Source organism: Thalassovita mangrovi (genome assembly GCF_009857745.1).
Taxonomy (GTDB): Bacteria; Pseudomonadota; Alphaproteobacteria; order Rhodobacterales; family Rhodobacteraceae; genus Thalassobius; species Thalassobius mangrovi.
In genome coordinates, this window is sequence record NZ_WWEN01000009.1 from 172,573 (window position 1) to 187,337 (window position 14,765).

The 14,765-nt window shown below is 64.2% G+C and carries 16 protein-coding genes, 1 tRNA gene and 1 pseudogene; 8 read left to right on the plus strand and 10 right to left on the minus strand.

Annotation, left to right across the window (positions count from 1 at the left end):
- The first annotated feature begins 50 nt into the window (after positions 1–50).
- Positions 51–548, plus strand: coding sequence for a hypothetical protein (locus GR167_RS17800; RefSeq protein ID WP_160975081.1), 498 nt, complete (start codon positions 51–53; stop codon positions 546–548).
- Complete coding sequence (locus GR167_RS17805; protein WP_235916018.1) at positions 541–1,095, plus strand: helix-turn-helix transcriptional regulator; 555 nt, start codon at positions 541–543, stop codon at positions 1,093–1,095. The genes GR167_RS17800 and GR167_RS17805 overlap by 8 nt, the downstream gene beginning before the upstream one ends.
- Here GR167_RS17805 and GR167_RS17810 read toward each other — a convergent pair.
- The 6 genes from GR167_RS17810 to GR167_RS17835 form a co-directional block, all read right to left on the minus strand.
- Complete coding sequence (locus GR167_RS17810; RefSeq protein ID WP_160975082.1) at positions 1,077–1,454, minus strand: DUF2237 family protein; 378 nt, start codon at positions 1,452–1,454, stop codon at positions 1,077–1,079. The two genes, GR167_RS17805 and GR167_RS17810, sit on opposite strands and share 19 nt — an antisense overlap.
- Positions 1,455–1,600: 146 nt before the next feature.
- Positions 1,601–2,623 (minus strand): DUF2332 domain-containing protein, encoded by a 1,023-nt coding sequence (locus GR167_RS17815; RefSeq protein WP_160975083.1) that lies wholly within the window; start codon positions 2,621–2,623, stop codon positions 1,601–1,603.
- Positions 2,620–3,297: an aminoacyl-tRNA hydrolase gene (gene pth / locus GR167_RS17820; RefSeq protein ID WP_160975084.1), complete on the minus strand. Its 678-nt coding sequence runs from the start codon at positions 3,295–3,297 to the stop codon at positions 2,620–2,622. The genes GR167_RS17815 and pth overlap by 4 nt, the downstream gene beginning before the upstream one ends.
- A 134-nt stretch (positions 3,298–3,431) precedes the next feature.
- Positions 3,432–4,052, minus strand: a complete 621-nt coding sequence (locus tag GR167_RS17825; RefSeq protein WP_160975085.1) for a 50S ribosomal protein L25/general stress protein Ctc — start codon at positions 4,050–4,052, stop codon at positions 3,432–3,434.
- A gap of 129 nt (positions 4,053–4,181) precedes the next feature.
- Complete coding sequence (locus GR167_RS17830; protein WP_160975086.1) at positions 4,182–4,811, minus strand: hypothetical protein; 630 nt, start codon at positions 4,809–4,811, stop codon at positions 4,182–4,184.
- 143 nt (positions 4,812–4,954) lie between these two features.
- Positions 4,955–6,118 (minus strand): alpha-hydroxy acid oxidase, encoded by a 1,164-nt coding sequence (locus tag GR167_RS17835; protein ID WP_160975087.1) that lies wholly within the window; start codon positions 6,116–6,118, stop codon positions 4,955–4,957.
- Between the two features lie 127 nt (positions 6,119–6,245).
- Here GR167_RS17835 and GR167_RS17840 point away from each other — a divergent pair, with 127 nt between their 5' ends.
- Both GR167_RS17840 and GR167_RS17845 read left to right on the plus strand, forming a co-directional pair.
- A complete protein-coding gene (locus tag GR167_RS17840) occupies positions 6,246–6,686 on the plus strand; it encodes a MaoC family dehydratase (protein ID WP_160975088.1) in 441 nt (146 codons plus the stop codon).
- Between the two features lie 19 nt (positions 6,687–6,705).
- Positions 6,706–7,482 carry a ZIP family metal transporter gene (locus tag GR167_RS17845; RefSeq protein WP_160975089.1) on the plus strand — a complete coding sequence of 259 codons (777 nt, stop codon included), beginning with the start codon at positions 6,706–6,708 and terminating at the stop codon, positions 7,480–7,482.
- Positions 7,483–7,695: 213 nt separating this feature from the next.
- Here GR167_RS17845 and trpA read toward each other — a convergent pair whose 3' ends face one another.
- Both trpA and GR167_RS17855 read right to left on the minus strand, forming a co-directional pair.
- The gene (gene trpA / locus GR167_RS17850) at positions 7,696–8,487 is read right to left on the minus strand and encodes a tryptophan synthase subunit alpha (RefSeq protein WP_160975090.1); all 792 of its coding nucleotides are present in this window, start codon (positions 8,485–8,487) and stop codon (positions 7,696–7,698) included.
- 67 nt (positions 8,488–8,554) lie between these two features.
- Positions 8,555–8,959, minus strand: a complete 405-nt coding sequence (locus tag GR167_RS17855; RefSeq protein ID WP_160975091.1) for a VOC family protein — start codon at positions 8,957–8,959, stop codon at positions 8,555–8,557.
- A gap of 93 nt (positions 8,960–9,052) precedes the next feature.
- Here GR167_RS17855 and ychF point away from each other — a divergent pair, with 93 nt between their 5' ends.
- Both ychF and GR167_RS17865 read left to right on the plus strand, forming a co-directional pair.
- Positions 9,053–10,150: a redox-regulated ATPase YchF gene (gene ychF, locus GR167_RS17860; RefSeq protein ID WP_160975092.1), complete on the plus strand. Its 1,098-nt coding sequence runs from the start codon at positions 9,053–9,055 to the stop codon at positions 10,148–10,150.
- Between the two features lie 128 nt (positions 10,151–10,278).
- On the plus strand, positions 10,279–10,629 hold the full coding sequence (locus GR167_RS17865) for a hypothetical protein (RefSeq protein WP_160975093.1): 351 nt from the start codon (positions 10,279–10,281) through the stop codon (positions 10,627–10,629).
- Positions 10,630–10,711: 82 nt separating this feature from the next.
- Here GR167_RS17865 and GR167_RS17870 read toward each other — a convergent pair whose 3' ends face one another.
- Positions 10,712–11,380 (minus strand): YjbF family lipoprotein, encoded by a 669-nt coding sequence (locus GR167_RS17870; RefSeq protein WP_160975094.1) that lies wholly within the window; start codon positions 11,378–11,380, stop codon positions 10,712–10,714.
- Positions 11,377–13,482, minus strand: a complete 2,106-nt coding sequence (locus tag GR167_RS17875) for a YjbH domain-containing protein (protein ID WP_235916020.1) — start codon at positions 13,480–13,482, stop codon at positions 11,377–11,379. The genes GR167_RS17870 and GR167_RS17875 overlap by 4 nt, the downstream gene beginning before the upstream one ends.
- Positions 13,483–13,750: 268 nt before the next feature.
- On the opposite strand from GR167_RS17875, the gene GR167_RS17880 reads away from it, so the two are divergent.
- Both GR167_RS17880 and GR167_RS17885 read left to right on the plus strand, forming a co-directional pair.
- Positions 13,751–13,840: transfer RNA gene (locus tag GR167_RS17880), tRNA-Ser, on the plus strand.
- 260 nt (positions 13,841–14,100) lie between these two features.
- Positions 14,101–14,445 (plus strand): annotated as a pseudogene (locus GR167_RS17885) (integrase core domain-containing protein); the annotation flags it as partial.
- Positions 14,446–14,765 lie beyond the last annotated feature (320 nt).

A 14,765-nucleotide genomic window follows, 5' to 3' on the forward strand; every position in this document is an offset into this window, starting at 1 on the left:
TCCGGCTGCCCTGCTTGCGGGGCAGCCGGATTGCTTTATAGGTTTGCGATATGCTCGGAAAATTCCGCCTGATCCCGCTGATCGCCGTCCTGATTCTGACGGCCATGCCCGTTTTTGCCGATGGGCTGAGCGACAGTGTCCTGTCTCAGCTCCGGCAGCAGGGCTATAACGAAATCGAGATGTCGCGCACCTGGCTGGGCCGTACCCGCATCGTGGCGCGGCGCGACGGGGAACGGCGCGAAATCATCATCAACCCGCGCACCGGCGAAATCCTGCGCGATTTCTGGACCCACGAGGATGAGACCGACACGCAGATCCTGTCGGTTCCGTCCAACGGGGGATCCGGAGAAAGCGGCGGTTCGGATGCCGGGGCCGGGTCCGGCGGGGGCGACGATTCCGGCGGGGATCACGGCGACAGCGATAGCGACGGCGGCGACAGCGACAGCGGCGACAGCGACGGTGGCGATAGCGACGGCGGCGACAGCGACGGTGGCGGGGATTCCGGTGACGGCGGTGAAGGCGAAGGCGACTCGGGTGGCGATGACTGAACGGGACGGCCGAATGCGCAGCTTTGCCTCGATCGCGTTGATTTTCGTCATTCAGGCGATCTGCGCGGTTTTCTTCGTTTCCGATATCGTGCTGACGGTCCTTGGTGTCCGCAGCAGCCCGGTATCGTGGCAAACCCGCGAATTGCTGGAAGTGGGCGCGGCGCTCGGGCTTCTGCTGGGGCTGGTGCTTGGCGGCGTCGCGCTGCTGCGCAATTTCCGCGAAGCGCGCCGGGTGAAAGGGCAGCTGCGGGCAGCCTCGGGCGCCTTCATGGAGCTGCTGGAGGAAAAGTTCGGTCAATGGGGCCTGACCCCGGCCGAACGCGACGTGGCGCTGTTCGCGATCAAGGGGCTGAGCACGGCGGACATCGCCGGTTTGCGCAACACGTCCGAAGGCACGGTGAAGGCGCAGACGAACGCGATCTACCGCAAGGCGCAGGTGTCGAACCGGTCGCAGCTGCTGAGCCTGTTCATCGAAGACCTGATGGCCGACGGATTGCCCGGGGTCGAGGCGTCCGAACCGGCCGGCGATCAGTCCGGCGCGCGGTAGAGTTCGAGAATTTCCAGCGGCACGATATCCAGCGCGTCGTGATGGGTGGATTGCAGCCGCACCAGCGGCGCGCAGCCCTCGTCATGCGCCTGCAGGAAGCGCGCGGCGCACAGGCACCAGCTGTCGCCGGGTTTCAGCCCGGCGAATTGCAGATGCGGCATCGGGGTGGTCAGATCGTTGCCGACATATTTGGAAAAGGCCAGGAATTCGGCCGTCACGATGACGCAGACCGTGTGGCTGCCGGTGTCTTCGCGGCAGGTGTTGCAATGCCCGTCGCGGAAATAACCGGTAAGAGGATCGCGGGAACAGGGCTCCAGAACGGTGCCGAGAACATTAACGGACGGGTAGGGTGTAACCATATGCGCGCTCCTGTTTCCTGATATCACCTTAGGGACCAGCAACGCGTTGAGATAGTGTGAATTTTGACGGAGGCCAAACAGCCCGCTGCACCGTGCTTCGGGGGGCTAGGCTCGCGGTGCGAAATGGGACCCGTCGCTAGGGAGACCTATGCGCAGTGGAACCAGCGGCCGTGGAAATCCATCCGCCCCAGCGGCAGCACGATATCGCCGGGCCAGAGCCGCAGCACAACCGGCGCGCCGGGGCGCTGGTCGTCCATCTCGAAGCTGAGCCAGGCAAAGGGCGCCTGCGGCGTGGCCCTTGTGGCGGCGCGGTCGATGGCGGCCCGGCAGGCCCGCACGGTGTCTTCGGGGAAATACTGCCAGGCGATGGTGTGATACAGGAAATCGATCCGCCCCGGCACAGGATCGGCCAGCCGTCCGGTCAACCAGTCGCCGGCATCGCCCGCATCGACCGGGGCCGGGGGCAGCGACAGCGCCGCTTCGGTTCGCGCCATGCGGTCGGGCTGATCGGCCCAGATATAGCTTTTCAGCCGCAGCAGCTGATCCGGGTCGGACGGATCGACCGGCCTCAGGTCGACGCCGCGCCGCTCGGCGATCTCGAACGGCGCCAGCGGCGGCGGGGTGCCCTGCCAGTCCGGGGCCAGCGTCAGGGCCGGGTTTTCCGGTCCGATGCTGCCTTCGGGCAGGGTCAGCCCGAACCGGTCGAAATTCAGGTTCAGCCCGGCCGAGGCGCCCAGTTCGCTGACCCTGAGCGGCAGGCCGGGGAAGTGATCCGCGGCCACCGACGCCCCGAGGATCAGCGCCGCCGACCGGCGCACCTCGTTGGTTTGCGGCGCGTTGTCGAGCCAGTGCAGGATATGCGCCTCATGGGCCGCCAGCGCCGTATCCACGGCGCGCCACAGCGCCTCCTCGGACGCCTGATGCGGGGGGTAGACGGCGCACAGCCCCTCGTCGCGCCCCATCAGCACCAGCGCGTGCAAAGCGCCTGCCAGCCGCAGCGCCACCGCATCGGCCTTCATCTGCGAGGCGGGCCAGCCGAACAGCCGGGTTTCGACCGCCCGCACCGGTGCCATCCGCTCGGCCAGGAGCCGCAGCAAGCGGGCGGTGAAGGGCGATCCGAGCGCCTCGCAGGCTTCGGCCTGCTTGCGGAAATGGGCGCTCAGGCTCACTTGAACTTGTCCATCAGCTTTTCCATCGGGCTGCGGGTGTCTTCCGCTTGGGGTTCGGGCTTGGCGGCTTGTTCCGGCTTCGCCTTGGTCCCGCCGGAGCTGCGCGGCGGCGCCACCCGCAGCGCCACGGCGTTGAGGAACCGGGCATTGTCGCCCGCCGCCAGATCCGCCGCCCCGTCGCTGATCCCGCGCAGCAGATCGTCGAGCCAGTCCTGATCCGCCTTGGCGAAATCCGACAGCACGTAACCCGCCACCCGGTCCTTGTGCCCCGGATGGCCGATGCCCAGCCGCACCCGTCCGTAATCCGCGCCGATATGCTGATGGATCGAGCGCAGCCCGTTATGCCCGGCATGGCCGCCGCCCTGCTTGACGCGGCACTTGCCCGGCGCCAGGTCCAGCTCGTCATGGAACACCACCACGTCGGCGGGGGAAAGCTTGTAAAACCGCATCGCTTCGCCGACCGACTGGCCGGACAGGTTCATGAAGGTTTCGGGTTTCAGCAGCACGACCTTCTCGCTGCCCAGCTTGCCTTCGCTCAGCTGGCCCTGGAATTTCTTCCGCCACGGCGCGAAGCCATGATCGTCGGCGACCCGGTCCAACGCCATGAACCCGATATTGTGGCGGTTCCCGGCGTATTTCGCCCCCGGATTTCCCAATCCCACCCAAAGCTGCATGCGCGGTTTCCTTCTGGCTGCCCGGGCGCAATCTAGCCGCTACCGGGTCCGGGTTCAACGCAAGCTGGCGCAAAGAAAAACGCGGGCCCGAAGACCCGCGTTTCCCGTAATTGCAAAGCGCGATGGCGCGAAGATTACTCTTCGGCTGCCGCTTCTTCCCCGGCTTCGTCTTCCGCCGAACGCAGCCCCGACGGGGCCGAGATGTTGGCGATCACGAAGTCGCGGTCGATGGTCGGCTTGGCGCCTTCCGGCAGGGTCACGTCGCTGATGTGCAGAACGTCGCCGATATTGACATTGGCCAGATCGATTTCGATCTTTTCGGGGATGTCGCCGGCCAGAACGTTCAGTTCCACTTCCGGACGGACAACGGTCAGAACGCCGCCCTTCTTGATGCCCGGGCAGGTTTCCTGGTTCAGGAAATCGACGTGGATGAACAGGTTGATGCGGCTGGTGCGGCGCAGGCGCATGAAATCGACATGGGTCGGCAGGTCCTTGACCACGTCGCGTTGAACATCGCGGCAGATCACCCGCACGTCGTCGTGACCGTCAACCTTCAGGTTGAACAGGGTCGACTTGAAGCGGCCGGCTTTCAGGCGCTTCAGCAGATCGTTGAACGGGATGTTGAGCGACAGCGGTTCGGCGTCACCACCGAAAACCACACCGGGTACTTTGCCTTCGCGACGTGCCTGACGAGCGGCGCCCTTGCCTGTCCCCGTCCGGACCTCGGCGTGAAGATCAGGAATTTCTCCAGCCATCTGAATTCTCCATATGTTAGATGCGCGGGTATCCTCCAAGGCTGTATACCCGCATGAAGCCGCGCGTATAGACGACTCGCGCCCGATTGGAAAGGCTTTATTTCGTGGGCGCGGGGCCGCGTCGCCCGCTCAGCCGTCCACCGACCCCCGCAAATGCCCACCCGCCGTGACGATCCGGTCGTAAAGCGCGAATTCCTCCGCCCGTGCCTGGCGCAGCGCAGCCTCCATTTCCGCACTCAGCGGCGCGTCGATCTGCGGCGACACGTTCTTCGGCCTGGTCTCGAAATCCTTGCCCAGCCTTTCGGTCAGGAACTGCCGCAGCAGGAGCGGGCGTTCATAGGCGAACAGGTGATCGACCCGAACCGCCCCGTCGTCGGAGGACAGGAAGGTCAGCTGCGATCCGATCTTGGCAAATTCCGGCGGCTTCGGCGCAATCACAGCCGCGACGAAATCGTCGAAGCTCATGCCCCCCAGCACGCCCTTTTCCTTGCGCGGCGTCGGGCGCGACCGGTACCGGTACCAGCTGCGGATCTGCTCGACCGGTTCGCGCATCACCGCCACCCGCTCGGGCTCAATCCCATAGGCGTCTTTCAGGAAGGGGCCGAAATGACGCTCGTATTTGCGCAGCGCCATGTGCTTGTAGGCGGGCTTGCCGGCAAAGCTGATCGTGGCCTGCCCCTTCAGCGCCATGTGATAGGCGGTGGACCCGGTTTTCGGCACCGCGAACAGGACCAGATTGGCATCGACGAAAACCAGCATGGGGCACCCTTTGAGACTTCCGCGCCAACCTGCCCCAAGCCGCGGCCCCTGTCAAAACCCCAGCTCTTCTTCTGTTTGAAAATATCCTCGGGGGGAGGCCCGCCAGGGCCGGGGGGCAGACAGCCCCCCTCCGCCCTCCCGGCTTACTGCCAGCGGCCGCCGAAATCTTCCGGCACCAGCAGCACCGACCGGTCCAGTTCGTCGATCCGCCGCCGCCCGCAGAGCGCCATCGAGATGTCGAGCTCCTTGTGCAGCACGTTCAGCGCCGTGGTGACGCCCTGTTCGCCCATCGCGCCCAGCCCATAGACGAAGGCGCGGCCGATGAAGGTGCCCTTGGCGCCCATCGCGACCGCCTTCAGGATGTCCTGGCCCGACCGGATGCCGCTGTCGAGATGCACCTCGACCTGATCGCCCACCGCGTCGAGGATCGAGGGCAGCGCCTTGATCGAACTGATCGCACCGTCCAGCTGCCGTCCGCCATGGTTCGACACGATGATGGCGTCGGCGCCCACCTGCAGCGCCATTTTCGCGTCCTCGGCGTCCAGGATCCCCTTCAGGATCACCGGCCCGCCCCATTCTTCCTTGATCTTGGCGATCTTGCCCCAGTCGAGCGTCGGGTCGAACTGCTCGGCGGTCCAGGCGCCCAGGTTGGCGGCATCCGACACGCCTTCGACATGGCCGACGATATTGCCGAAATGACGCCGCTTGGCGCCCAGCATGCCCAGGCCCCACCGCCACTTGGTCGCGAGGTTGGCGACGGTCGACGGGGTCAGCTTCGGCGGCGCCGACAGGCCGTTCTTCAGGTCCTTGTGGCGCTGGCCCAGGATCTGCAGGTCCAGCGTGATCACCAGCGCCGAACACTTGGCATCCTTGGCGCGCTGGATCAGGCGCGACACGAAATCGGTGTCCTTCATGGTGTACAGCTGGAACCAGAAGGGTTTCGTGGTGGCCTCGGCCACGTCCTCGATCGAATTGATCGACATGGTCGACAGGGTGAAGGGCACGCCGAATTTCTCCGCCGCGCGCGCCGCCTTGATCTCGCCATCGGCGCATTGCATGCCGGTCAGCCCCACCGGCGCAAGCGCCACCGGCATCGCCACGTCCTGGCCGATCATCTGGGTCGCGGTAGACCGCCCCGACATGTCCACCGCCACCCGCTGGCGCAGCCGGATCTGGTCGAAATCCGACACGTTCTCGCGGAAGGTCTGTTCGGTCCAGCTGCCGCTTTCGGCATAGTCGTAGAACATCCGCGGCGCGCGGCGCTTGTAAATGCGCTTGAGGTCTTCAATGCAGGTGATGACAGGCATAATCGTGCTCTTTCTGCGGTATTGGTTAGGTTTTCTTACCGATGACGGGAAAACAGGGCAATGGCAAATCCATTGCCATCCGGCGCCAGATGCACGACCCTGTCAACCGCAGCAGCAAGGAGACCCCATGTATTTCGACGATCTTCCCGTTGGCTTCACCTTCGAAACCGGTTCGCGGCAAATCCCGCTGGACGAGATGGTCGGTTTCGCCCGGCAATACGACCCGCAGCCGTTCCATATCGACGAAGAGGCGGCAAAGGATACCCCCTATGGCGGGCTGATCGGCAGCGGTTTCCAGACCCTGATCGTGGGCTTTTTGCTGACGCTGGAGGCCGATATCTGGAACGAGGCCTCGCTCGGATCGCCGGGGATCGAGGAACTGCGCTGGCTGAAACCGGTGCGCCCGGGCGATACGCTTGAGGTCAAGGCCGAGGTGATCGGCTCCACCCCGTCGCGATCGCGCCCCGATCGCGGCCGGACCGAGATTCGCTACGACACCTATAACCAGGACGGCGACAAGGTGATGACCTATCGCACCACCCATATCCTGCGCCGCAGGGCGGGCTGACAGGCAAGGGCGGGCCGCGATGGACAACATCATCCTGATCGGCTCTCTCGCCAGCCTGGTGGCGGGGTTGGCCACCGGGGTCGGCGCGCTGCCGGTGCTGTTCGGGCGGCGCCCGTCGCAGCGGTCTAACGACACCATGCTGGGCTTTGCCGCCGGCGTGATGCTGTCGGCCTCGTTCTTCTCGCTGATCCTGCCGGGGATCGGATACGGCACCGACATCTACGGATCGGTACCGATCGCGGCGCTGCTGGCAGGGGTAGGTATCGCGCTCGGTGCCTGGCTGGTGGCCTGGCTCAACCGGGTGCTGCCGCACGAACATTTCATCCTCGGCCTAGAGGGCGCCGATCCCGGTGCGCTGCCCAAGGTGTGGCTGTTCGTGATCGCGATCACCATTCACAATGTCCCCGAAGGCATGGCGGTGGGCATCGGCTTCGGCGGCGGCGACATGGCCAACGGGCTGACGCTCGCCACCGGCATCGGGTTGCAGAACGCGCCCGAGGGGCTAGCGGTGGCGGTGGCGCTGCTGGGGCAGGGCTATGGCCGTGGCCGCGCCTTCTGGATCGCGCTGCTGACCGGGCTGGTCGAACCGGTGGGCGGGGTGATCGGGGTCACCTTGGTGCACGCTTCCGCCTATGTCCTACCGCTGGGGCTGGCCTTCGCGGCGGGGGCGATGATCTATATCATCAGCCATGAAATCATCCCCGAAACCCACCGCAACGGCCACCAGGACGAGGCGACGACAGGACTTCTGGCCGGGCTGATCCTGATGATGCTGCTCGACGTGATCTTGGGGTGAGCGCGACCAGATTGTGCGCGCTTGCAGCGCGCGCTTGATATCTCACGAATTTGCCTGCGCCAAATTCGCTCGGGTCTTTGCCTCCGGCGGGAGTATTTGTGCCAAGAAGAAACAGCTTCTTCTGTTCACAAATATCCCGGGGGAGTCGCCGCTTGCGGCGGCGGGGGCAGAGCCCCCTGCCTGTGCGCTTAGCACAGGCGCACGCCCGAAAAATCAGGCGCGGTGGGCGCCGTCGGACAGCGTCTTGACGAAGGCGGCGACCTCTTCGGCCGATTTGCCCGCGGCGATTTCCTTGACGATGGCCGATCCCACCACGCAGCCGTCTGCGGTGCTTGCGATGGTTTCGGCGGCCTCGGGCGTGTTGATGCCGAAGCCCACGATCACCGGCAGGTCGGTCTTGGCCTTGATCCGCGCCACTTCCGGGCCGACATCGGTGGCCTGCGCCTCGGCCGAGCCGGTGATGCCGGTGATCGACACGTAGTAGACGAAACCGGACGTGTTCTGCAGCACCTTGGGCAGGCGCTTGTCGTCGGTGGTGGGGGTGGCGAGCCGGATGAAGTTCAGCCCCGCCGCCTGCGCCGGAATGCACAGCTCGTCGTCTTCCTCGGGCGGCAGATCGACCACGATCAGCCCGTCGATCCCGGCCGCTTTCGCATCGGCCAGGAATTTGTCGACGCCGCGGTTATAGATCGGGTTGTAATAGCCCATCATCACGATCGGCGTGGTATCGTCCGCCTTGCGGAACTCGGTCGCCATGTCGAGCGTTTTCTGCAGCGTCTGGCCCGCTTCCAGCGCGCGCTGGCCGGCCAGCTGGATCGTCGGGCCGTCCGCCATCGGATCGGTGAAGGGCTGGCCCAGCTCGATCACGTCGACGCCGGCGGCGGGCAGCGCCTTCATGATCTCCAGCGATTTGTCGTAATCGGGGTCGCCCGCCATCATATAGGCCACGAAGGCTTTCTTGTTCTCGGCCTTCAATGCGGCGAATTTGGCGTCGATGCGGGTCATGCGGGCATCCCTTGTTGAATTGCTCAGAAGGGATGTGCCCGTTTCGGGCGGGAAAATCAATGCCGCCTTATCCCGGCATGACGATGATCATCCAATGGGTGCCGAAGCGGTCCGTCACCATGCCGAAAGCGGGGGCGAAGAAGGAGGGGGCGAAGGGCATCGTGACCTCGCCGTCCTCGGCCAGCCGGTCGAACAGGGCCTGTCCGGTGTCGGCATCGGGCGCGGTATGGGTGATCGCAACCGAGGCCTGTGGCTGATACGGTGTCCCGGGCGGAACGTCCGATCCCATCAGGACATGGCCGTCCGCGCTGAACTGGGCATGCATCACCCGGTCGCTTGAGGGCAGGCCGGTTTCCCCGGACGCGTCGCTGAAGCGCATGATCTGCAGGTCCCCGGCGCCGAACAGGTCGGCATAGAAGCTCATCGCCTCGGCGCAGCTGCCGTCGAAATACAAATGCGGTGTGAATGTCATTTTGTCCCCTCCGATACCCAAAGCTAACACGTGGCTTGCGTCCTACACAGTCCTTGCCTAGAAGCGGCACGGTAATGTCACAGGAGGCCGGTCATGGGCTTTAAGATGGGAATCGTGGGTCTGCCCAATGTCGGCAAGTCGACCCTGTTCAACGCGCTGACGAAAACCGCCGCCGCGCAGGCCGCGAATTTCCCCTTCTGCACCATCGAACCCAATGTGGGCGAAGTGAACGTGCCCGATGCACGGCTCGATACGCTGGCCGAAATCGCCGGGTCCAAGGCGATCCTGCCGGCGCGGATGACCTTCGTCGATATCGCGGGCCTGGTGAAGGGCGCGTCGAAGGGCGAAGGCCTGGGCAACCAGTTCCTGGCCAATATCCGCGAAGTCGATGCCATCGCCCATGTGCTGCGCTGTTTCGAAGACGGCGACGTGACCCATGTGGAAGGCCGGGTCGATCCGGTGGCCGATGCCGACACGATCGAGACCGAACTGATGCTGGCCGACCTGGAAAGCATCGAGAAGCGCCGCGCCAACCTGGTGCGCAAGCTCAAGGGCAATGACAAGGAAGCCCAGCAGCAGGACCGGTTGCTGGCCGCCGCGCAGGAAGCGCTGGAAAGCGGCAAGCCCGCCCGCGTGGTCGAGGTGGACGAGGAAGACGCCAAGGCCTGGAAGATGCTGCAGCTGCTGACCACCAAGCCGGTGCTTTACGTCTGCAACGTGTCGGAAGAAGAGGCCGCCAGCGGCAACGCCCATTCCGAAGCGGTGGCGAAAATGGCGGCAGCCGAGGGCAATTCCCACGTCATCATCTCGGCCAAGATCGAGGAAGAGATCAGCCAGCTCGACGACGAGGAAGCGGAAATGTTCCTCGGCGAAATGGGGCTGGAAGAAGCGGGGCTCGACCGGCTGATCCGCGCCGGCTACGAATTGCTGCACCTGGAAACCTATTTCACCGTCGGCCCGAAAGAGGCCCGCGCCTGGACCATCAAGCAGGGCACCGCGGCACCGCAGGCGGCGGGCGTGATCCATGGCGATTTCGAAAAGGGCTTCATCCGCGCCGAAACCATCGCCTTCGACGATTTTGTCGCCTGCAAGGGCGAACAGGGCGCCAAGGAAGCGGGCAAGATGCGCGCCGAGGGCAAGGCATACGTGGTGAAGGACGGTGACGTCCTGCACTTCCTGTTCAACACCTGAGCCGCGTTCAACACCTGAGCCGCGCGATGCCCGTGTCGGGTGGGTTTGCTCCGAAAGGGCGATTTAGCTGCAGGGCTTGCGATCTGGGCGCGTGAAGCGTGGTTCGCTTGCGCATTTCTTGTGCGACTTTGAAGGCGCAAAGCCGGGAAAAGGGCCTCGCTTGTGCCCTTTCAGGCCTATCTGTGCTATTGATTTTCCGTGTTAATAATTTGTTTATTTTTGCTCAGCCCGGACGTCCCGGGCTTTTTTTATTGAAGATATGGAGGATCATCATGAAGAAATTCGCTCTCGCCACTACGATTGCCCTGTCGGCGACGGCAGCGGTTCCCGCATTTGCCGAAGAGGCGCAATCGGACGATCCTTTCCTGGCGACGCAGGGGATGGCGACCGGTTCGCTTTCCGGTGCCGGTTTGGCGGCTGTCCTTGTTGCCGCGGCGGCGGTCATTGCGGTTGCCGCCTCGGGGGGCACGACTGAGTAATTTGTGCGCGGGGGGGCTGGACGGACCAGACCCGCAACGCGACGCTACTTCCTTGGTCGGGTAAGGACCAAAAGCACCGCGCTCAGCGGCGCAGCACCTGGATCGTGGCCATCTCAACCGTCGGGTTGAGCCATTGGCGCGAGCTCAGCACCGTGCCGGAGCCGTCGACCTTATAGGTGTTGGTGAAGCTCAGCCCTTCGCCCTGGCAGCTTTCGGTCATCACCCGGGTCTGGGCAGATACCTCGCCCATGGCGACTTTCTCGCTGCCGCCGACGCTCATCTGGCAGTCGAAGCTCAGCGCGACGATCTGTTCCTCGCCGTCGAGATAGCGCATCACGCGCCGGGTCTGGCCGGGCTGGCGGGCCGACAGCAGCCGCAGCGTGGCGTCGATATCCGACGACATCATGTCGTTGCTCAGCCCGCGGGTCGCGGTGACCACTCCCTGGCGCAGGGTCATGGTCTGGCGGGACGGGGTGACATAGGTGCGATAGGCGCCGTTGCGTTCGATTTCCACGATCGGCGACTGCGCCTTGGTCTTTTCCAGCACCACCAGCATCAGCGGGGCAGGGGTCGTCTGCAACGCGGCCGCGACATTCACCTGCTGCGGCGCCTCTTTCTTGCTGCCGGAAAAGGTGGTGCGCATGACGTCCTTGACGTCGACGATCCCGGGGGCGTTGCCGCAACCGGCCAGAAGGGCGAGCGCAGCCACGCCCAGCAGGGCAGGGCGTTTCAGAGCGGTTTTCATCGTCATCGCCACACCCGTCCCCATTCCTTGACCAGGTCTCTTTCGTGATTTTCGCGTACCCGCTGATACAGCCGGTCGCGGATATTCAGCCGCGCGCCGCCATCGCGGGTCAGCGACTGAACGTTCAGCGTGTTCACCGTCCGCGACGGGGTGCCGAGCGCCCAGCTCATCGGGATGGTGATCCGCAGGCCCTTGTCGAAGGACCCTTCGCCGAAATCGTCGAACGGCACATCGGTGACGGTCGCATAGGCGCCCACGCGCCAGCCATTGGCGAATTCGCGGTCGACCGAAACCGTCGCGCCGTAATCGCCGGCCAGGTAGCGGCCCACATCCAGCTGGGTGTGGAACCCGTGACCCAGTTCGTAATAGGCCGACAGGTGGCCGGTCACGGTGTCATAGTCGCGCAACCCGAACAGCTGATCGTATTCGCGTTTCTGGACATAGTTCAGCTCGGCCCCGAGGGCGAGGCGGCTGTCGATCGGTTTCCACAGCACTTCGCCCGACACACCGGCATACATCTTTTCCAGATAGCCCACCGTCAGGCGGCTATAGAGATCCCGCCCCGGCCGGCCGAAGCTGGTCAGCGTCAGATACTCGATCGCCGGGGAAGTGTTGCGGCTGTACTGCGAATAGTCGGTCCGCACCCGCGGCAGCCCCGAGGGCACCGAGGTGGAGGTTTCGTCGAGATTTCCCTGCAGTTTCTGGGTCACCGACCCGGACAGCACCCAGTTGGGGGCGAAACGGTAATCCGCGCTCAGCCGCAGCCCGAGATCGGCCCGCACCGGGTTGTCGGGATCGAACACGCTTAATTCGGCGTAGGGGCCAAGCGACCAGGACAGCGCCGGGTAGATCCCCGTCTCCGGCGCAGGCGCCATGCCATGGGCGTTTTCGATCCGGGTCCGCGCCAGCAGCTCCGAGGCGGGGGCGTTTTCCAGCCGCTCCAGATCGGACCGGCTGAAGGTCGCGGCGGTGGTGGTCATGCCGTCGATCATCGGTACGATGGTGAAGGTTTCCACCGATCCCGGCAGGATTCGGGTCATCACCCGGGCGGCGCGTCCCAGGGCCTGCGGTTCTTCCATGTAAAGCGGGTTGCGCATCCGCAGCACCGCCTTGGTGGCGCTCAGCTCGATCCCCTCATAGACCAGCCCGTCGCGTTCCAGCGCCTTGGCCAGCCGGGTCTTGATGCTGGCGGTCTTCACGCTGTCCTCGGTCCAGCCCAGATCGCGCATATCGGCCGCGCTGCGCGGCTTGACCGGCACCGGCGCGCCGTTGCGCCCGCCCGGCGACGGCGCGTATCTGGGATTGCTGTGAACCGACAGCATGGCGCCGACTTCGGTGCCGTACAGCGAAAACAGCGACAGCTGGATGCCGTTCTTGAACCGGTAATCGAGGCCGAAGTTCCACGGCGTGTCGCGGTCGAAGATATTGCTGGTGACGGTTTCCTCGATATAGGCGTCGGAGGAATATTCCGCCTTGAAGGACAGCCGGTCGCTGGCCTTCCATTCGATGCCGCCGAACGGGGCGACATCGCCGCGGAACCAGCGGTCATAGGTGGGAACACCGCCGCGGCCGATGATTTCGGTCGGCCGGGTGCCGGTCGATCCGATCGCGCCGTAGCTGCCCAGACGGCCCCAGCCCAGACCGCCGGTGACCCGCAGGCGCGGAGTGATCGATTTGCTGGCCACGATATATTCGCCGCCGTAAAGCCCGGTGCCGATGAAATCCTGCAGCCCCACCGATACCGCCGGGCGGTACTGGGTTTCTTCCAGGATCTGGTAGCGCACATCGAAGCTGCGGTCGTAATAGCTTTCGCTGCCGTCATAGAGCGTGTCCGCGATCACCAGCCCGTCGATGGACGTGTAGCGGAAGCTGCCGCTCAGCCGCGGCAGCAGCTGGAAGCTCAGCGTGGTGCGGGTGGTGCCGGCGAAGTGCGAGACCGTGGTCGACAGGGTCGCGTCGGGGGCCATGTCCGCGGTCGGCATGTCGATCAGCCCGACGGTGCCGTAAAGGTTGAAGCTCGGCGGTACCGGCGCGACGAAGGGATTTGCGGCACTTTCCTCGGCGGTGGCGGCCAGCGGCGCCAGCAACAGCGCCGATGCGCTGGCCATCAGGCCCCGACGCCCCCGTCCGGAGGCCCTGTGCGGCCGTGTCGCGCTGCTAAATCCCATTTGTGTCATGCCCGTTTCAAATTCATAACTGTCCCAAGTGCTGCCCCACTGGGTATGCAAAAAAAACGGGCCTGTCCATCCGGCGCACTGGCGGCACCCGATTTCGATCGCAGCGTTGCCGATGTCCCACAAGTCCCGCCGCAGGTTTCCCCGCCGGGGTGAAATTTTCCGCTTGTCCCCACCCGCCAGCCTAGATAAACCCGTCCGCGGAGACGTGGCCGAGTGGTCGAAGGCGCTCCCCTGCTAAGGGAGTAGGCGGGAAACCGTCTCGAGGGTTCGAATCCCTTCGTCTCCGCCATCAAAAAATTTTGTTGGATTTGAATGGGCCGCTTTAAGCGGCCTTTTTCTTTCCCCAAGATCGGGCGCATGCCGATCGACAGCATGGGCCAGCCCGAGGTCATGATATGTCTGGCACCGATCTGGTCCGACAAATCCCTCAACCTGCCGTAGCTTCGTGGCAATCTCTTCTGGCTCTTCTCGCTTGTGCCGTTTCCTAGCCATTCCGGCCCTCCGTTTTCCTAAACATAGCGGTGGGCCGCTCCAGTGGGAGAAGATCAGAGCGATCTGTTCATCATGCGAGGCGTCCCGGTTTGCTGCCGGTCCGACAACGGCCCTGAGTTCGTAGTTCAGGCTGATCAGGATTGGATCAAGGCCGTCGGCGCCAAGACCGCTTGCATCGAACCCGGGCCTCCTTGGGAGAATGGCTATTGCGAAAGCTTCGACACCCGGTTCCGCGCTGAATCGCTGAACGGGGAAGTCTTCCATAACCTCCGGGAAGCGGAGATCCTGATCGAACAATGGAGGAAACGCTACTGCACCAATCGACAACACAGTGCTTTGGGCTGCCGCCCTCCGGCCCCGGAAACCATCGCCCCGATGGAGCCAAGGGCGATCATGCACTGACAATTAAGCTGGATCACTCGGGTGGGGCTGACCAGGCTTCACGATCTGGAAATTTGAAGTGCTTGGGAGGCAGGTTGAAGATCTGGACCTAGGTGTGGACGCAGTAAACATGCGCTGAAACCGCAGTTCGGGCGTGCGAGTTCTTTGTTTTTATAACATTAGGTCAATGACTTAAATAACGTTGACGGTTCTCGAAACTGAAAAGTTTGCTTACTCCATAAAAAAGTACTTGCGACTCATCCGTGCCATCCTTAGAACCCCCTTCACCGGCGGCGCTGAGGCGCTGGACGGGACGCCAAGCGGAACGACGGAGCGATGCT

Coding starts and splice junctions, on each gene's coding strand:
- GR167_RS17855 (WP_160975091.1), bottom strand. CDS start 8,959: ATGACATTCACACCGCATTTGTATTTCGACGGCAGCTGCGCCGAGGCG.
- pth (WP_160975084.1), bottom strand. CDS start 3,297: ATGCAGCTTTGGGTGGGATTGGGAAATCCGGGGGCGAAATACGCCGGG.
- GR167_RS17870 (WP_160975094.1), bottom strand. CDS start 11,380: ATGACGATGAAAACCGCTCTGAAACGCCCTGCCCTGCTGGGCGTGGCT.
- ychF (WP_160975092.1), top strand. CDS start 9,053: ATGGGCTTTAAGATGGGAATCGTGGGTCTGCCCAATGTCGGCAAGTCG.
- GR167_RS17800 (WP_160975081.1), top strand. CDS start 51: ATGCTCGGAAAATTCCGCCTGATCCCGCTGATCGCCGTCCTGATTCTG.
- GR167_RS17845 (WP_160975089.1), top strand. CDS start 6,706: ATGGACAACATCATCCTGATCGGCTCTCTCGCCAGCCTGGTGGCGGGG.
- GR167_RS17830 (WP_160975086.1), bottom strand. CDS start 4,811: ATGCTGGTTTTCGTCGATGCCAATCTGGTCCTGTTCGCGGTGCCGAAA.
- GR167_RS17805 (WP_235916018.1), top strand. CDS start 541: ATGACTGAACGGGACGGCCGAATGCGCAGCTTTGCCTCGATCGCGTTG.
- GR167_RS17875 (WP_235916020.1), bottom strand. CDS start 13,482: ATGGCCAGCGCATCGGCGCTGTTGCTGGCGCCGCTGGCCGCCACCGCC.
- GR167_RS17835 (WP_160975087.1), bottom strand. CDS start 6,118: ATGCCTGTCATCACCTGCATTGAAGACCTCAAGCGCATTTACAAGCGC.
- GR167_RS17840 (WP_160975088.1), top strand. CDS start 6,246: ATGTATTTCGACGATCTTCCCGTTGGCTTCACCTTCGAAACCGGTTCG.
- GR167_RS17810 (WP_160975082.1), bottom strand. CDS start 1,454: ATGGTTACACCCTACCCGTCCGTTAATGTTCTCGGCACCGTTCTGGAG.
- GR167_RS17825 (WP_160975085.1), bottom strand. CDS start 4,052: ATGGCTGGAGAAATTCCTGATCTTCACGCCGAGGTCCGGACGGGGACA.
- trpA (WP_160975090.1), bottom strand. CDS start 8,487: ATGACCCGCATCGACGCCAAATTCGCCGCATTGAAGGCCGAGAACAAG.